Consider the following 15,949-nt stretch of genomic DNA (forward strand, 5'->3'; position numbering starts at 1 on the left):
CCTTCGCGAGGATGACGATCTTATAAAAATTGCAAATTAGGATTAACTTATATGCATTTTTAAAAAGAGAGGATCTCTCAGGAAGAAGTCGCAGGACGTCGAAATCGGAATAGTCAACACACCCTAACAAGTTACAAAAAAACTTAGAAACCGGATTTCTTGCTGTCTAAAAAAAATAAGCCATGCGCAGAGTTACGGAATAAAGAAAGGGAATATAAGAACTAGTTGGTTCTAATTGAGACTCACCAAATCCAGCAGTGTAATTTGCTCCCAACTCAGCCATGAAATGCTCCGTTGCACGATAATTTATACCCGCGCCAAATGTAGGACTCAGGAGCCATTGATTAACAAGAAGATCATCTCTATGTACATCGGCAATTCCGGCGCTTGAATAAACTCTAATATTGGAATTGGGGAGGATGAGCATTATTTTCCCCATGAGATTGACGGTTTCTGTTTCAGTAGTAAATTCACGAAGGCCATCATTGTTAAAACTGAATAAACTCATGGCGTCAAAATAGATTTTGGCATCAGGGTAGTGCATATAATTTGCTTCGATTGAAAAATATGGACTCAATTCATAGCCAGCAAGAAGCCCCCATAAATTGCCCCCTTCGCTAACTTCAATTGGTGTGGACAGAATCAGAGCCATGTTTTGATTTTTGGTAGAAGGAACCAATCCCTTCCAGGTAGTGGAGCCGAAGCCTCCTAAGGCGCCAACATAAAATGGATGGTGGTTTTGAACAGTTCCCATTGAGCCAGCATAACAACTTAAAGTTACAAAAATTAACGGTACAATCAGAACAAACGGGAACTGTTTTTTAAACACAATAGAGTACTCTTAGCTAAATGGGTTATTGACAGGCTTTACGAGTAGAGCTGCATAATCTGCCACGTGAATCCACACCACCAAACAGATAACAATTCCAATTATCCATGCAATCCTGGGTGCTGGTATAACGTTGATATTCACAGGCTTTTTGTAATGAACCAAAAGTACTTAACATCCGATTGTATAAAGCGTTCATATCTTGACACATACCTGCAGGAAGACCAGAAGAGGTACAATAACAGGTTGCTACAGATTTGAATGAAGCACAAAAACTTGGATGGTCAGTTGGCAGAGCGTTAGAACAAGTAAATCCGGAAACACTAAATAGACACAGAAGTAGAACAAAAATCTTTTTCATCATTCCTTGACCTTATAGTTAACTAAAAAAGATATGTGACTGTATCAGAAAATATGACATTAAAAAATACACGTGGCATGAAAAAATATTTTTACTTTAATTTCATGAGATTAGGGTTCATTGATAATTTTGATTATGACGTCCCGCGATGTGTTCGCAGGACGTTGGGAATGAATTGTTAACTTACTTTAAAGTATTAATGGAACTATTTTATAGGGAACCAGATCACAATATTTGACCCAATCCTCACCGTATTTTTGGGAACATCGTTTGTCATCGCGAAAGGCTCTGTCTATGAGCAATATCGTTAAGAAGCAAACATAGAAATAGGGTGATAAGTTGGTGAACAGCGCAGGAACAGACCAGAAAAATGCCGCTGCAATTTCAGGCACGTAGTGAAAGTGTCGCGCTATACCCCACCAACCTGAGGCGAGAAGCAAGGTTTTTTCGGCCTTGCCAAGTTCGGTTTTATAATGTGCTTCCAGAGTTTTTGGCTTCCTACCCCAGATTCGACAATTTCCCTGAGTTTCTCTGGCGATAATTCGCTGTTTGTCGGCCAGATAGTTAATCATTATGCAGGTTGTTCCCAGGACAAAAATCAGGCTTGCCCATCCGTAGCTTAAATTAATTGGATGAAGAACGAGGTACATACTGGGTGAGGTGTAAATGCAGGGTACCCAGACCATGCAACCCCAACAAATATAGAAGCCCGCCCGGTCATGCATGATATCCAGCGAACGTAAGTAACCCGTTTCCCATGCGAAAAATTTGGCTATGTATATCAATTGTAATGCGACGGATATTAAAAGCGAATTGGTTAATCCACCCAGTTCAGCCTGTTTTGCGCAGTAAGAAAGCAGTAATATTCCCCAACTCATCATTCCAAATCTGCAGGTGATGAATTTTTTAATACTCCAGCCTAGGAATTGAGGATAGAGTTCTGTGCCCCAATAATAATCAAAAATAAGGTTATTGGTTGTACTGGCATCAGAAGATGAGGGTGCGAATCTTCCTTTGATATACAATAAGACACAAAAAAGCAGACTGAATATATTGAGTGCTGCAAACAGGCTGCCCAGATTATCGTAGAGTATCGTGGCCGGGAATAATTTCAATCCAAAACTGGCAATTGAGAATGTGGCAATGCTGGTAACAAAGGCTAAAACTCCGTTAGCTTTGTAGACTGGAACATTTCCTTTAGGTGTAATGGGCCCATAGAATGTTTTTCCAGGCAGTATGCGCATTAAGACAAGTTCAAATACAACAAAACTTCCAATAATAATCCAGGCTGTACTCGATCCCCAGAAGAGCGGTTGCCAAATGGTGTACACAGTTGAAAGCACACCTGTTTGACTCATCATGCTCCATAAATTGGTAAATGAACCATCCAGTTGAGTATTGGTATACCACATGAGCATAACAAAGGGAGGGCATAAAAGAGTGAGAAGCAGAGGTCCCAGAGTATTACGAATTTTGACCCACATAACAAATCCTTATTTTAGGGGGTTAATAAATTGTCACCGGACAAGAGTCATTGTCATTAAGTTGAGAATTGCTCCACACTTGGCTATCTGATTGAGTGATGATGAGTATCAACTTAAAGACGGTGTGGACTGCAGTGGGTACACACTTGATCCTGTTTACTGATAACGCGAATTTACCTGGGGAGTAATATACCATTTATTGGCAATTGATCCAGGGTCTGTTGACAATTCAGAGTTCGACGCCCCGCGACGTTGGAACAAATTTGATGAATTATCAATAAATCCTAGCACCAAGCCAGTTATGGCCTGGATCCCCGCTTGCGCGAGGATGACGTTTAAAAAGTGCGGATCGTTGAGAAACACGGTGTGCCATTTAGAAGATCCCAGAATACCGTAGACAAGCTCCGAGGGCTCTTTACTATTAAAAAATGCACATTGATTTATCCTAATCGGGACAATTTATCCGATCCTCATCCATCGCTATTCCCCATCCCCCTCCGCTATTCCCCGCCACCCTCCGCTATTCCCCGTCACCCTCCGCGCAGGCGGAGGGTCCATTCTTTATTATTTTTTATAATCACATGATTCGCGTATTCTCTAAGCCCTTTCATGAGATTTAATGTTATACCAGAATATAACATTCACTCTTTTATAAGTTGCGATGTACCCCTATGGATATTTTATCTATGGTTTTCCGGTATCGGACTTACCCTATATGGACCCTCCGCCTGCGCGAAGGGTGGCGGGGAATAGCGAAGGGTGGCGGGGAATAGCGAAGGGTGGCGGGGAATAGCGAAGGGTGGCGGGGAATAGCGGAGGGTGACGGGGAATAGCGAAGGGTGACGGGGAATAGTGGAGGGTGACGGGGAATAGCGAAGGGTGACGGGGAATAGCGGAGGGTGACGGGGAATAGCGGAGGATGACGGGGAATAGCGGAGGGTGATGGGGAATAGCGGAGGGTGACGGGGAATAGCGGAGGGTGACGGGGAATAGTGGAGGGTGTCGGGGAATAGCGGAGGGTGGCGGGGAATAGCGAAGGGTGTCGGGGAATAGCGGAGGGTGACGGGGAATAGCGGAGGGGGATAGGCAATAGCGGAGGGGGATAGGCAATAGCGGAGGGGGATAGGCAATAGCGAAGGATGACGCATCAAATGAGCGACTTGTTCAGTAAAAAGTCGGGTACCTAGGTGGAGATAATATGTTAATGTGCCCTATTTTTTGCTATCAATTAATTGTTGTTGTACCTGCTTGATTTGATCCTGCAGTGTAGTCTGTATTTTTTGCATCTGGTCCTGGGTCTGAGCGTTTACTTTTTGAATTTGATCTTGTAATTGCGTTTGCATTTCTTTGATTTGATTTTGTAATTGAGAGTTCAAAGTATCTATTTGCTGCTTTTGAGTGGTTTGAATTTGCTGTAATTGTGCTTGTAATTGTGAATTTAATTGTTGAATTTGTTCGCTGGGAGTTCCGGTTAGTTGTTTTGGACCGGCATCGTCAGCAAAAGCCAGATTGATAAATGAACCTAACATAAAAACTGAGAGCAGGGATAACATTGCCTTTTTCATTTTGTACTCCGTTGATTTATTGAGTCCTACTCTTTACTGTAGCTAATTTTATGTTGATTGCAACCCGATGTCCTTAAGACGCTGCTTAAACCCGTTGGAATTGGTGAAAAATTGTGACTGCATTCAAGCTTAATTACTGAATTTATTGATAATTGATGTATTGATTTATAGCGAGTTAATATGTATTAATGGTTAATAACATGTCAATTATTTTGAAATGAAAGGTCAGCAAATGAAACTGGGAATTTATAAAAATGGATGTAATGAGACCATAACCTTGGATATAGAGCCAACTGCAAGTGTTTGCGATTTAATCCAGCTTCTGTATGAGGGACGAGATGCGTTATTGGAACAAGTCCCCTTCGAGACTTATCAACAGGTGATTTCATTAAACATTGTTAATCTCTATTCGGAGCATTTTGTTACACAACTGGTTCCAGGGACAATGCTGACTGATTATGATTTAGATGAATCGAGTTATATTACTATGAATAATTTTAGTTCGGATAATTTGTTATACATTATGAGTGGAATTAATTCAAGTTCGAATACTAAGGATTCAGCCATACTTGCAGCGCGAACCCGATCTCACTTTTTTGGAAACGGTACTGCAAGTGACGGCCAGGATTATGAAAAAGAGAGCGCATTATTTGAGATTCGTTCGGGAAGATAAGGCGCTCAAAAAACTGCGGTTTTTGGGGTTTTTGAAATCAACTGCAAAGGCATGTTTGTCAGTCCAGTTTATGCGACTGCACGTGGAATAGTACAATTCTCAATGACATTAAAGTTATTTTTAATTTCATCAATTCTTTTTTGCCTTTGGGTTTGACTAAAAAAAACATGCCCCGTGACTATAAAATTGCCAATTATAAGCAATATACCGATGCCAGTAGCGGCAATGATAAGATTTGATAAAAGTGGTTTCCAAATCTTTCTATGGACATTCATGTCATTGTAACCTTTTTGGATGCTGATTTTAAATGCTATTTGGGCTTGGTGTTCCATGTCTCGATCGGAATTTATTTTCGCTTTAATGAAGTTATTAATTGAACGATTTAAGTGTTCAGCCAAATTGATGGCCTTTATACCTTCTGTACGATCAAGTTCATTATCTGAATAATTAACCAAATGCGTCGCATAATTTTTAAGTTGTCTTATGTGATCGACGCATTGTAAGAGATGCTTGAGAAAAGGCACATTATTTATTGTGAATAGTGTCTCTGTGTCATGAGGTAGATGAGGAGCTATTTCAGGAAATCCTTGTAAAATAATTAACAGCAAGGATGGATGATTCATTGCTCGATCCAAAAGACTTCTACCTTTTTGATCTTCTTCAAGTACTAATGAAAGACGAGAAGATTCTGGTAAAGCGTGTAAAAAAACTTTTAGATTGTGTTGATTGTGGATTGACCATTGCAACTTAGTGTATCCGTATCTGTTCGTTTCATTGATAATGGATAATTTATCCTCATCTGATAGTGAATCAAGAAGAATTTTTAGCGCCTCTGGGCTGCTATTGCATGCCCGATCTAATACATTGTCTTCATTTTTATTTTTTTGCATTAAAGCGCCTAATAATCCTTCTTGAGGATATAAGGGTAACAACATACGGAGAGAGGCAGGATTTGATGTTGCCAGATGCAAAGCAGTATCCCCATCATTATTAACTTCTTGCAAGACTGTAAGACATCGTTCTTTTGGGTAGAGATTTACAATAGCATCCAAAGAGTCAGGGTAGGAGGTAGCCAGGTGCACCACGTTATTACCATGCTCATTTTTTTCTTCTAATGCGTCTAATTGCTGATTGGCTGGATAGAGAGAAAGAGCTATTTTTAATGAAGATACGTTCATCGCAGCAGTATGTAAAAGGGTATTCCCTATTTGATTTTTTTTTGTGATTAAACTGTATTGTTCTGTCGGGGTTAGGTTATTTAGATGGTGTTGCAATACTTCTGGATAATTTGCTGCTTGGTGCAATAGATTTGAACCAAAATTGTTCACTGTTACTGTGGGATGGAGTAATATCTGAGAATGGTTTTTTCTAAGTAATGCGAGAATTTGAGATGAGGGTATCATTTGTTCCCCTTACAACTTTATTGCTTCCTTTGCATTCTTTGAGTTCAAAATTTTAACATAAAGGCTTGATTTGGACAAGCAATTTTGCGCGCTGGAGATTAGACCTGAAAGGACATGGAACAGCTGAGATAGTCTATAATTTAAACAGGAAGCTATTTCTTAGGTTGTTCCATCATGTCTAAACCGGATTATCCCTCTCAGCTCTATAAAAAACAGATCAAAACAAGTGTTCCTTCTTTAGAAGCAAGTGAACTAAGAGAAGACCGAATTCAGGACAGTATAGAAACTACTTATGATCCTAATGACATGCCTCTTGAAATTAAGAAAAATCTTGAAGCTAATTTGGGGCCAATTGATACTGAAGGGGAAATTAAAGCTCATGGCCTGGATAAAAAGCTCGAAGAAGAAGATCCTTATGAGAGTCCGCATCCTTGACGTATTTATCTTTATTAAATCTCATGATCAGGCATATTAAATTTTAATAGTTGCTATTAAAAATTAACGTTCTTTCTTAATAAATAATCAAGATTGTTTTTATACACTAATGACTTTAATCATGTTTTGAGTTCTATCTTTGTGCCGTTTTAAATAAATCCACGTTGATAACGCTTTAGCATGAGTCACTCAGTCGTTATTGGAGAAGCAATGAAAAATTACATTGGCAGTGTACATCACATTAGAGGTGATCGTCATTATAATAAGAAAGAATATAACAAAGCGTTAGCATGTTATGTGTTGGGATTAAATGTTCTTGAGTCCAAAATAGCAAAAGACCCCGAAATTTTGACTTCCAAAGTTTTTTGTGACCAGTACGCTTATGCTTTATCAGATGTTCTGAATACTCAAAGTCGGACACTAAATCAATTTGTTATGGGCAGTAAGACTGTTACTACTGAAAATCTGCTAAAGACTTTATCTTTTTATAGCTCTCTTCTGACCACAATTAATCACAGGTATCTCGCAATGAATGAATCCTGGGAGTTTATTTGTGAGGAGAAAAAGTGCAAAACAAAGCCAAAACAAATAATCATTGTTTACACATTATTAACTGAAAGTCTGGAGCTGTTGAGTGATTTATGGTCAGCTACAGCCGATGAGGTAAATAGTTCTCATCCTAATTATGAGACTTTGTTAAATCAGTCGTGCACTGCAATGAAGTTGGCTATCGATATTAAATCCAGGCTGCCTGAGTCAGCTGGTATCGAAATGCATTGTGGGTATTTAAATCTTCTTGAGCAGCTTTATTATTTTAAAAAAGATGCGGATTTCCAAGAAGCCCTGTTAATTAATATGAAGAAACATCTGGAACAGTATCAACTTCTAAATGGGTTTCAGGATGATCCTGTTACGCAACTTGAGTTAATAAGTTACGCGCTATTAGTTGATGTACACTTGCATGGTGTTTCAAATACTCAGTTAATTGCACAAGGACAAGAGATTATAGCCTCTTTAACCGAGCGAAGTGCTGCTAATGAAAAGGTAATTTCAGATTTTACAAAACTTGTTGCACTATCAGCCCATATTTCTCGACAAGGAAGCTCATCATCGTCTTCAACTCCGATTTCATTTTCAGTCAGCCGAAATTCTCATCAACAAACACGTAGAGAGACTGCGCACGCATCATCATCCAGTTCATCTGAAATTCACGAGAATAGTGTAGAGCAACACCAGTTGAGAAGTGCTGCTCAGCTGATTGTCAGAAACCCAGAGCGCGTTAACCAGTTGGTGGATAAATTATACAGTATTGGTTGTGCTGAATTCAGCCGTTTATATCCCGAATCCCAAATTGCTTTATTGGCTCAGAACAATACACCATCTGGAGTGAAACACTTTCTTAATGAATCTATTGACCAATCAGATGATACAGAACAATTTAATGTTCTGGCTCCTGCTTTGAAATTCATTGCGAACCATTATTTAAAACAGGCATCGAATCATTCTAATGAAGTAAGGCGATTATTTGAAAAAGGACAACCTTGGCAAAAAAGAGCCATCTTCTTAAGCCTCAAAATGCAGACCGCTTTTAGAAGTACGCCTTTACCTGTGCTACCCAAAAGAACGAGAATAAGCTCTACACCCATTCAAACAGTGTTTTTTTCATCAGATTCCTTCCCTGAAATACCCAGTTTATCTGAACAAACGTACAAACGGGGGCGCAATCCCGGGGATTCGAAAACGTCAGGAGTTACAAATACGGATCATGTACCTTATTCAGATTCTGAGTTTATAACAGATCAAGATCAGGCATTAACTCAATGGAATCAGGTGAAGCATTCTGATGTATCCACTTTGAGCTCGAATAATCGCGTGAATGCGGATATCGGTTTAGTTTTACACTCTGATAGAGATAGTGCTCCTTGGTTACCTTTAGCGTTGGATTCAAGTTCAGATTCGGAACCATTGAATTTGGACTCCGTTCCTCCTTTATCTATTGCGTTGGACTCAAGTGCAGATACAGAATCTTCAGTTTTGGATGCAGCGAAAGCTCCAATAGAACCCGTTTCAAAAGGTTCTGATGTCGTATCGAGCCTTTCATTTTTCCCGACAAGTTTTGAACATAAACCGAAGCGAAATGATTTGAATGAATCACATCCTAAAGTGTTGGCATTTATTCATGCGATGAAAAACATCAAGTGTTTGGAAGTTGAGCCCAGACAAGAGAAAAGACTTTTTGCCAATCTTCTAACCATTATGGGTGAGTTTTTTGAACTGGATCGCAATCCTGATTCTCCTATGAAGAAATTTATTGCAGTTGTATTAACTGTTGAGTCGCTTTATAAGATGGCATTAGTGATTTATCCCGATCATGAAGTGGCCAGTGTAAAGCTCCGGAAGCTTCAGGCTAGAAATAAGTCAATGCTGAATGAACGCCATTACTATGTCCCTTTATTCGATGACCTGGAAATTCAATCGGATAAAAAGCATTATGAGAATGCGATTGAGAGTGCGATGACAGATTTAGAGGTTCTTTATTCAGGAAAAACTGAACCAGTAGCGTGTGTAGTCAATTCATTATTTAAATACATAACAGGAACAATTCTTAAATTTAAATTAATGAATACGGATGATCTGTCCGATCTAATGGAGCAGTTCCATGGATATAGTGCACACACTGATGTGTGTTCTTCCAGTACCTATTCATTGCCATTTAATTAGAATGATGGACATATAATGAGTACGGATGTTTGTAAAAAGCACTGGGTATCGTGATAAGGATTAATGCATGGAGTTTAGGCAACCCTGACAACAGGCTTTAATCGTTTCCATTAGCGTAGCGTTATCACTTTGTGTTGAAATTCCCAGACCACAACCTGCCAGGCATTGTAAAATATCTTTTGCAGTGCCTCGGGTAGTATATTGAGAAACACAACCATTGACACAGTTTTTATCTCCTTTGCATAATACCATGCATTGGGACATGCCATTAATGTCTTCAGCAGCCTGTATTGGTGTCGTCATGAACAGGCATCCAATCAGTATGGATAAAATATTGACCAACAGTTTATGCGTGTTCATTCATTACTCTCCCTGAAAAATATTCTCTATACAAACTAATCAACAACAGATTTATCTAAAACCAGACTAGCTCATCAGTGCAATACGGCGAATTCGATTACGTCACTTGGTTTGCAATGAGAACCATCTTTATTGAACATTAAAAATGGTTAATGTCTAATATAAAATAGTATAGACGTAGTTTTGTGGTCTTGTTGGATATAGAGCTATACTAGGGTCTGTTGACAATTTATTTTGTACATTATCCATAAAGACCCATGTACTTCGGTTTGTTCGCGGTATCCATCGATCTGATGGATGGCGTGGACAAGCCCTGAACGAGCCTCTCTTTTTTATACGTCATCCTCGCGAAGGCGGGGACCCATGCAACAATGTGGCATTGTGCTAAATTTTAGGATGGATCCCCGCTTTCGCGAGGATGACGATCCTATAAAAATTGCAAATTAAAATTAATTTATGTGCATTTTTAAAAAGTGAGGAACTCTCAGGGACAAGTTCATTAGGAGTGAGATCCAGGTGACTCATACAATTCAACCCGGTCTTTCCCTAATTTTTTAGCGGTATAGAGTGCGTGGTCTGCTGCTTGGATTAATTCATCCATGGTGGAACCATGCATAGGGGCTACAGCAACACCTATAGAAATAGTGACAAAAGGTAAAATTTGATTATTGAAAAATATGGATTTGCTTTTAATGGTTTTCTGAAATTCTTTTAATCGTTTGATGCACGTGTCTAATTCGGAATGACTCATTGTTATTAAAAATTCTTCGCCACCAAAACGGCAGGCTGTATCACTGACTCTAAAATTTTGATTGATGATTTGACCAATTAATTTCAAGACTTCATCACCTGCTTCATGCCCATAATTGTCGTTAAATTTTTTAAAATCATCCAAATCCATCATGATGATAATCAGAGTACTTTTTGTACGCATGATTTTGGCAAGTTCATTAGGTAGATATTCATTGATATAGCGCCGATTGTATAAACCCGTCAGTGCATCGCGTAAGGACTGTTCTCGTAATGTTTCACGCAATTTAATATTCGATAAGGCGATTTTAACCATATTGCTAAAAGTAAGTGCCGTGTCCTGAAGATGTTTGGGAATCGGTATGGTGGATTGTGCTGCTAAATGGATTACTCCTAATAATTCATTTTGCACAAATAAGGGCAAGACCATATAGCCACCAATTGGCGTGGTGAGGTAATGAGAGCAAGCCACCCAACTTTTGGGATCATCAATAATAGTGATGCTTCCTTCGCGAATGGAAAAACAGTCCTCTGGTGAAAATACGTTTTTCAATATTTTATCATTTCCCCATTGGATAACTGTTTCTAAAGAGTTGTTGGTTTTATTGAGTACCGATAGGGCTCCATTAAATCCTGAAAAAAGCTCTTGAGCAATCAGATTGATTCTTGGATAGGTTTCATCCATGGTGATGCACAATTGCAGCATGCCATTTAACTTATTGACGAGCTTTTCATTTTTTTCAAGGAGTGTTAATTCATTCAGAGTTGAAATGGTTTTATTGTTTAGAGCAAGGATTTTATGTTCATTTGCTACCCGATCGCTTATATCCACTATCTGGGTAAGAAAAACTTTAATATCATTAGATTGATTTAAAATAGTACCGCTGCTAATGGCTGTAATGATGTTCCCATTTTTATGAATGTATCTCTTTTCTACGGTAACAGAGGAGATTTCTCCATTAATTAATTTATGAACAGCATGCAGGGAATCTTCAAGATCATCAGGATGGGTAATTTGCTGATAACTTAATTGCTTTAATTCTTCCTTGCTGTAACCAAGAATATCAAGCACCTTACGATTGGCATCCAGATATTTGCCATCAAGAGATAAAAATGCCATTCCTATAGGGGCATTTTCTATAATGTTACGAAAATTGTCTTCGCTGAGTTTTAATTCCTCGATAAGGAGATTATTTTCAAGGGTTTTCAAAATCGAGGTTCTTAAGGTTTTGTGAGCGGATATAGCTCCATAAGTTAAAAGTGCGAGGAAAATGATTACGCCAATGAATAACTCCATGCTAACCGATGGGGTGATGGAGGTTGATATTAAAAAAAGCAGAATACCTATTGGCACTTCAAATGCGATGTATGCATATTTAATCGCGATCATTTTAAGAGCTGGTGCTGACAGAATGGCTATTATGAAAAGGAATATCACACAACGGTGCACCGGATCGTCTACATAAACGAACAGCAATCCACCCAGCGCCCAGAATATGCCGGAAATTGCGGACGTTGCTATGTAAAAAAAGTTCCAAAACTTCCAATTTTGAGGTTTCGAATGCTTTTGCTGATTATGATAAACCAGTAGAACACCTATCCTGAGAACATCATTAATTATAATTTCTAAGACAAACCAGAGGAGCAAAATAGTTCTATTGGTTACGCTATTCCATAATATTGTTAAAAAAAGTACGGAAGCTGCAATATCGGTAAGTATAAGAAAAAAATGATCCTTATAGCATTCGATAATTAATCTTTGGTTTAATTGTCTATTAATACCATTATCTATAAGCATTAAGATGACTCCTCATTCATCTAAATGAAGTGGCAATTCAGATAAAAGCACTGTTATTGATTCAGGGAGTTCCTTGCATCCTGAACCTCGTTGATAAATGACCAAAAATTAATTCAGATTCATTAATCTTAAAAGATGAATGAAGCGTATTATTAGCTTCTTTATATTTAATCATTATAGCCCATTTAAGCAAGGTTTATTTCTTTTGAGGCAACATGGACGGCCAAGGCTCTCGCTCAGGTGATCGTGGTTAAATGAGGCGATCGCCTGAGCCAGGTTAACAATTACTGTATGATAGGTTTTTGAGCCGTTTTAAAAAAAGCCAATCGAAATTTGTTCATAAAATCATAGGCCATGAGCAAAGCGGCCAGAGCAAAGACAACATCACCCGGTATGCGTAACCATTGCCAAAGCAGGGTGGTATCATAAAACTCGAGGCTGCGTGCATAAGTGAGTCCATGCTCATAGACTGCCTGTAATTGTGGCCAGCCTATAGGGAAGAAATTCAGCGTTATCCATAAAACCAATCCGAGATTATAAAGCCAGAATGCCCATGTTCCCAATCGATCACTCCATTGGTTCTTATCACCAGCTGCGTAGCGAAGGCAAAAATAGACCATCCCCAGAGCAAGCAGCCCAAAGGCTCCAAATAAGGCGGTATGGGCATGATTTAATGTTAAAAAAGTACCGTGTTCATAATAATTGACCAAGGGAGCGTTTAAGGTGCCTCCGCCAAAAACCCCGGCGCCAACAAAGTTCCAAAAAGCAGCGCCCAGAATATAAAGATAAGCCAGAGGATGTTTAAAATCCTTATGCCGTTTGATTTTTTGTTGTTCCTGAATTGCGTTAATGATCAGCAAAGCAATAGGCAACACTTCAATAAAGGAGAACATGGAGCCTAAAGGTACCCACATATCCGGACCACCAGTCCAATACCAATGATGGCCAGTTCCAATGACACCACCTAAAAAGATAAGAATCGCTTCAAAAAATACCGTGCGCTCGGCTAGCTGTCTTGAGACTAAACCTACTCCCATAAGTAAATAGGTTGTGGCACAGGCTGCAAAAAACTCAAAGGACTGTTCAACCCAGAGATGGACTACCCACCATCGCCAAAAATCGGTGATGGTAAATGATTTTTCAATACCGGTTAAAGGTATCATTCCAAAGCAGTATAAAACGGCAATATTTATGGTACTGGCCCAAAACAAATGTTCCAGTTGTATTTTTCCAGTCCAAAATTGGATGGATGCCGTTTTCAGTCGATCCCAAGTTGGCCACATTCCCCGAAAGACAATGTAACTCCATAGGAAGAGTCCTGCGCAAAATCCAATTTGCCAGAGCCGTCCCAGTTGCAGGTATGATAATCCCTGATTGCCAATCCAGAACCAGGCGGTATCAATAACTCCCATGATACCCAGATAATCACCAACTATGGCTCCAGCCACAATAAACAAGGTCACCCAAAATAACACATCGACTAATACACCCTGCCATTTTGCCTCTTTACCACTAATAATAGGTGCCAGAAATACCGCGGAACTGATCCAGGATAGAGCTATCCAGACTATCGGTGTTTGGGTGTGCACATCGCGTAGGAAATTAAACGGGAGGTAGTCGTTGATATTGATTCCATAAAATCCGGTTCGTTCCGTGTAATAGTGTGCCAGTAATACGCCAACTGCAATTTGAATTAATAACACCACCGCGACAACGAGGAAATATTTACCTACTTTTCTCTGGCTGGATGTTAATGAAGAAAATGCTAATAAAACAGGGGTCATGGTTGCTGTATCCGGATCGTTAAGATAACGATGATAGATGTACAGAATGACACCAAAACCAAAGAACACAAAACAAAAAGAAACCCAGGTCCAATAAAAGGTCGACGGTGTTGGGGTATTGCCCATGGTGGGTTCATAAGGCCAGTTATTGGTGTAGGAGCTATTTGTACCAGGACGATGAGCGATGGTGGTCATGGACGAGTAAATAAGGAAATCAGCAACCTGTATCGCGCTGTGTTCATTCAGGCTGTACGCTTTTGTCCATCCCTTGATGGGGTTATGTTTCAGTAATTCGGCAGCAATATCTTTTTGTAACTGAGTTATTGCAGTGGCAACAGCTTCAGGCAGAATTGTCGTTTTTTGAGACAGATCAATGTGTTGAAGCGTGTTCTGCATGGCTTTGCGAGTGGTGTATTGTTCCCCTTCAGACAAATCGGCAAATGATTTGCCAAATTGCAGATTGGCCATGTTATTTTCAGTTTTTCGACCTAATTCTAAAAGATAACGTGACGTGAAGTCTTCGCCAAAATAGGACCCCATTCCATAGAGACTGCCATAATCCATAAGATCGGCTTTTTGAAATCCGGCTTTTCCTGAAACGATGTCCTCGTCGGTCATGAGGATTGTTCCAGAGGAAGTGAGAAACTGATGAGGGAGTGGGGGAGCTAATTGATAGGTTTTAACAGTTCCCCAAATAATTACTACAAAGCAAAGGATCGCAGTAATTAGCAATATCCATTTTAATACCTCTGACACGGGATCTGCCGACATCGAAGTACCATTCATTTCTTTACTTTCGTCCATTTTAATCCTTTAAATGCTGCTAATTTGTGGTGGATAAATTGAGTTTAAAATTGATTTTTACTCGGTCATGATAAAACCGGCAGATCTGTTTGTTCAAGGAGTTACTATAACATAATTACTTTTATTATGATGTCAGCATCATTGCGATTGCATTTTAATGAGTCGCTTACGCGATTAATTTACCCCCTCACCCTTGATCCCTCTCCCCCACGCTGCGCGCGGTGGAGAGGGGAGATTGTTGGTTGTTTTGATACAATAAGCAGCGATTAATTACTATTAATTAAAATTGATTTGTTCCACAGCCTCGTCAAGAAGCGGAACAGTAAGATTGTGGTATAACCTGTCTTTGCTCATTTCATCGAAACTCAATTCTTTGTATCACTTTTTATTTTAATGAGTCGCTTACGCGATTAATTTACCCCCCTCACCCTTGATCCCTCTCCCCCACGCTGCGCGTGGTGGAGAGGGGAGATTGTTGGTTGTTTAAATAAAATAAGAGGCGATTAATTACTATTAATTAAAATTGATATGTTCCACAGCCTTGTCAAAAAGCGGAACAGTAAAATTGAGGTATAACCTGTCTTTGCTCGTTTAATCGAAACTCAATTCTTTGTATCACTTTTTATTTTAAGGAGTCGCTTACGCGATTAATTTACCCCCCTCACCCTTGATCCCTCTCCCCCATGCTGCGCGCGGTGGAGAGGGGAGATTGTTGGTTGTTTAAATAAAATAAGAGGCGATTAGTTACTTTTAATTAAAATTGATTTGTTCCACAGCCTCGTCAAGAAGCGGAACAGTAAAATTGTGGTATAACCTGTCTTTGTTCATTTAATCGAAACTCAATTCTTTGTGTCACTTTTTATTTTAAGGAGTCGCTTACGCGATTAATTTAACCCCCTCACCCTGTGTGACCGGAACATAGGTAACATAAATGTCCGGACACATCGGTAACATTAAATTAACATAATTTGGTTACTTTGAG

General features: G+C 39.4%; 11 protein-coding genes. 3 read left to right on the forward strand and 8 right to left on the reverse strand.

The window, feature by feature from the left end:
* Positions 1–166: 166 nt before the first annotated feature.
* The 4 genes from Lqua_RS01440 to Lqua_RS01455 form a co-directional block, all read right to left on the reverse strand.
* Positions 167–829 carry an outer membrane beta-barrel protein gene (locus Lqua_RS01440; RefSeq protein WP_058472538.1) on the reverse strand — a complete coding sequence of 221 codons (663 nt, stop codon included), beginning with the start codon at positions 827–829 and terminating at the stop codon, positions 167–169.
* Between the two features lie 25 nt (positions 830–854).
* Entirely contained in the window at positions 855–1,193 is a 339-nt protein-coding gene (locus Lqua_RS01445) for a hypothetical protein (RefSeq protein ID WP_058472539.1), read from the reverse strand.
* 185 nt (positions 1,194–1,378) lie between these two features.
* Positions 1,379–2,674, reverse strand: a complete 1,296-nt coding sequence (locus Lqua_RS01450; protein WP_058472540.1) for a phosphatidylethanolamine N-methyltransferase family domain-containing protein — start codon at positions 2,672–2,674, stop codon at positions 1,379–1,381.
* Between the two features lie 1,211 nt (positions 2,675–3,885).
* Positions 3,886–4,239 (reverse strand): hypothetical protein, encoded by a 354-nt coding sequence (locus tag Lqua_RS01455; RefSeq protein WP_058472541.1) that lies wholly within the window; start codon positions 4,237–4,239, stop codon positions 3,886–3,888.
* 232 nt (positions 4,240–4,471) lie between these two features.
* Here Lqua_RS01455 and Lqua_RS01460 point away from each other — a divergent pair, with 232 nt between their 5' ends.
* Positions 4,472–4,912, forward strand: a complete 441-nt coding sequence (locus Lqua_RS01460) for a hypothetical protein (RefSeq protein ID WP_133141087.1) — start codon at positions 4,472–4,474, stop codon at positions 4,910–4,912.
* 68 nt (positions 4,913–4,980) lie between these two features.
* On the opposite strand, the gene Lqua_RS01465 is transcribed toward Lqua_RS01460, so the two are convergent.
* Positions 4,981–6,315, reverse strand: a complete 1,335-nt coding sequence (locus tag Lqua_RS01465) for an ankyrin repeat domain-containing protein (RefSeq protein ID WP_058472543.1) — start codon at positions 6,313–6,315, stop codon at positions 4,981–4,983.
* Between the two features lie 174 nt (positions 6,316–6,489).
* Here Lqua_RS01465 and Lqua_RS01470 point away from each other — a divergent pair, with 174 nt between their 5' ends.
* On the forward strand, positions 6,490–6,750 hold the full coding sequence (locus Lqua_RS01470) for a hypothetical protein (RefSeq protein WP_058472544.1): 261 nt from the start codon (positions 6,490–6,492) through the stop codon (positions 6,748–6,750).
* A 210-nt stretch (positions 6,751–6,960) separates the two neighbouring features.
* Positions 6,961–9,471, forward strand: a complete 2,511-nt coding sequence (locus Lqua_RS01475) for a hypothetical protein (RefSeq protein WP_058472545.1) — start codon at positions 6,961–6,963, stop codon at positions 9,469–9,471.
* Positions 9,472–9,531: 60 nt separating this feature from the next.
* On the opposite strand, the gene Lqua_RS01480 is transcribed toward Lqua_RS01475, so the two are convergent.
* The 3 genes from Lqua_RS01480 to Lqua_RS01490 form a co-directional block, all read right to left on the reverse strand.
* Complete coding sequence (locus tag Lqua_RS01480; protein ID WP_058472546.1) at positions 9,532–9,831, reverse strand: hypothetical protein; 300 nt, start codon at positions 9,829–9,831, stop codon at positions 9,532–9,534.
* Positions 9,832–10,330: 499 nt separating this feature from the next.
* Positions 10,331–12,379, reverse strand: coding sequence for a GGDEF domain-containing protein (locus tag Lqua_RS01485; protein WP_058472547.1), 2,049 nt, complete (start codon positions 12,377–12,379; stop codon positions 10,331–10,333).
* Positions 12,380–12,663: 284 nt separating this feature from the next.
* Positions 12,664–14,967 (reverse strand): nitric-oxide reductase large subunit, encoded by a 2,304-nt coding sequence (locus Lqua_RS01490; RefSeq protein WP_058472548.1) that lies wholly within the window; start codon positions 14,965–14,967, stop codon positions 12,664–12,666.
* Positions 14,968–15,949 lie beyond the last annotated feature (982 nt).

Source organism: Legionella quateirensis (assembly GCF_001467955.1).
GTDB classification, from domain to species: Bacteria; Pseudomonadota; Gammaproteobacteria; order Legionellales; family Legionellaceae; genus Legionella; species Legionella quateirensis.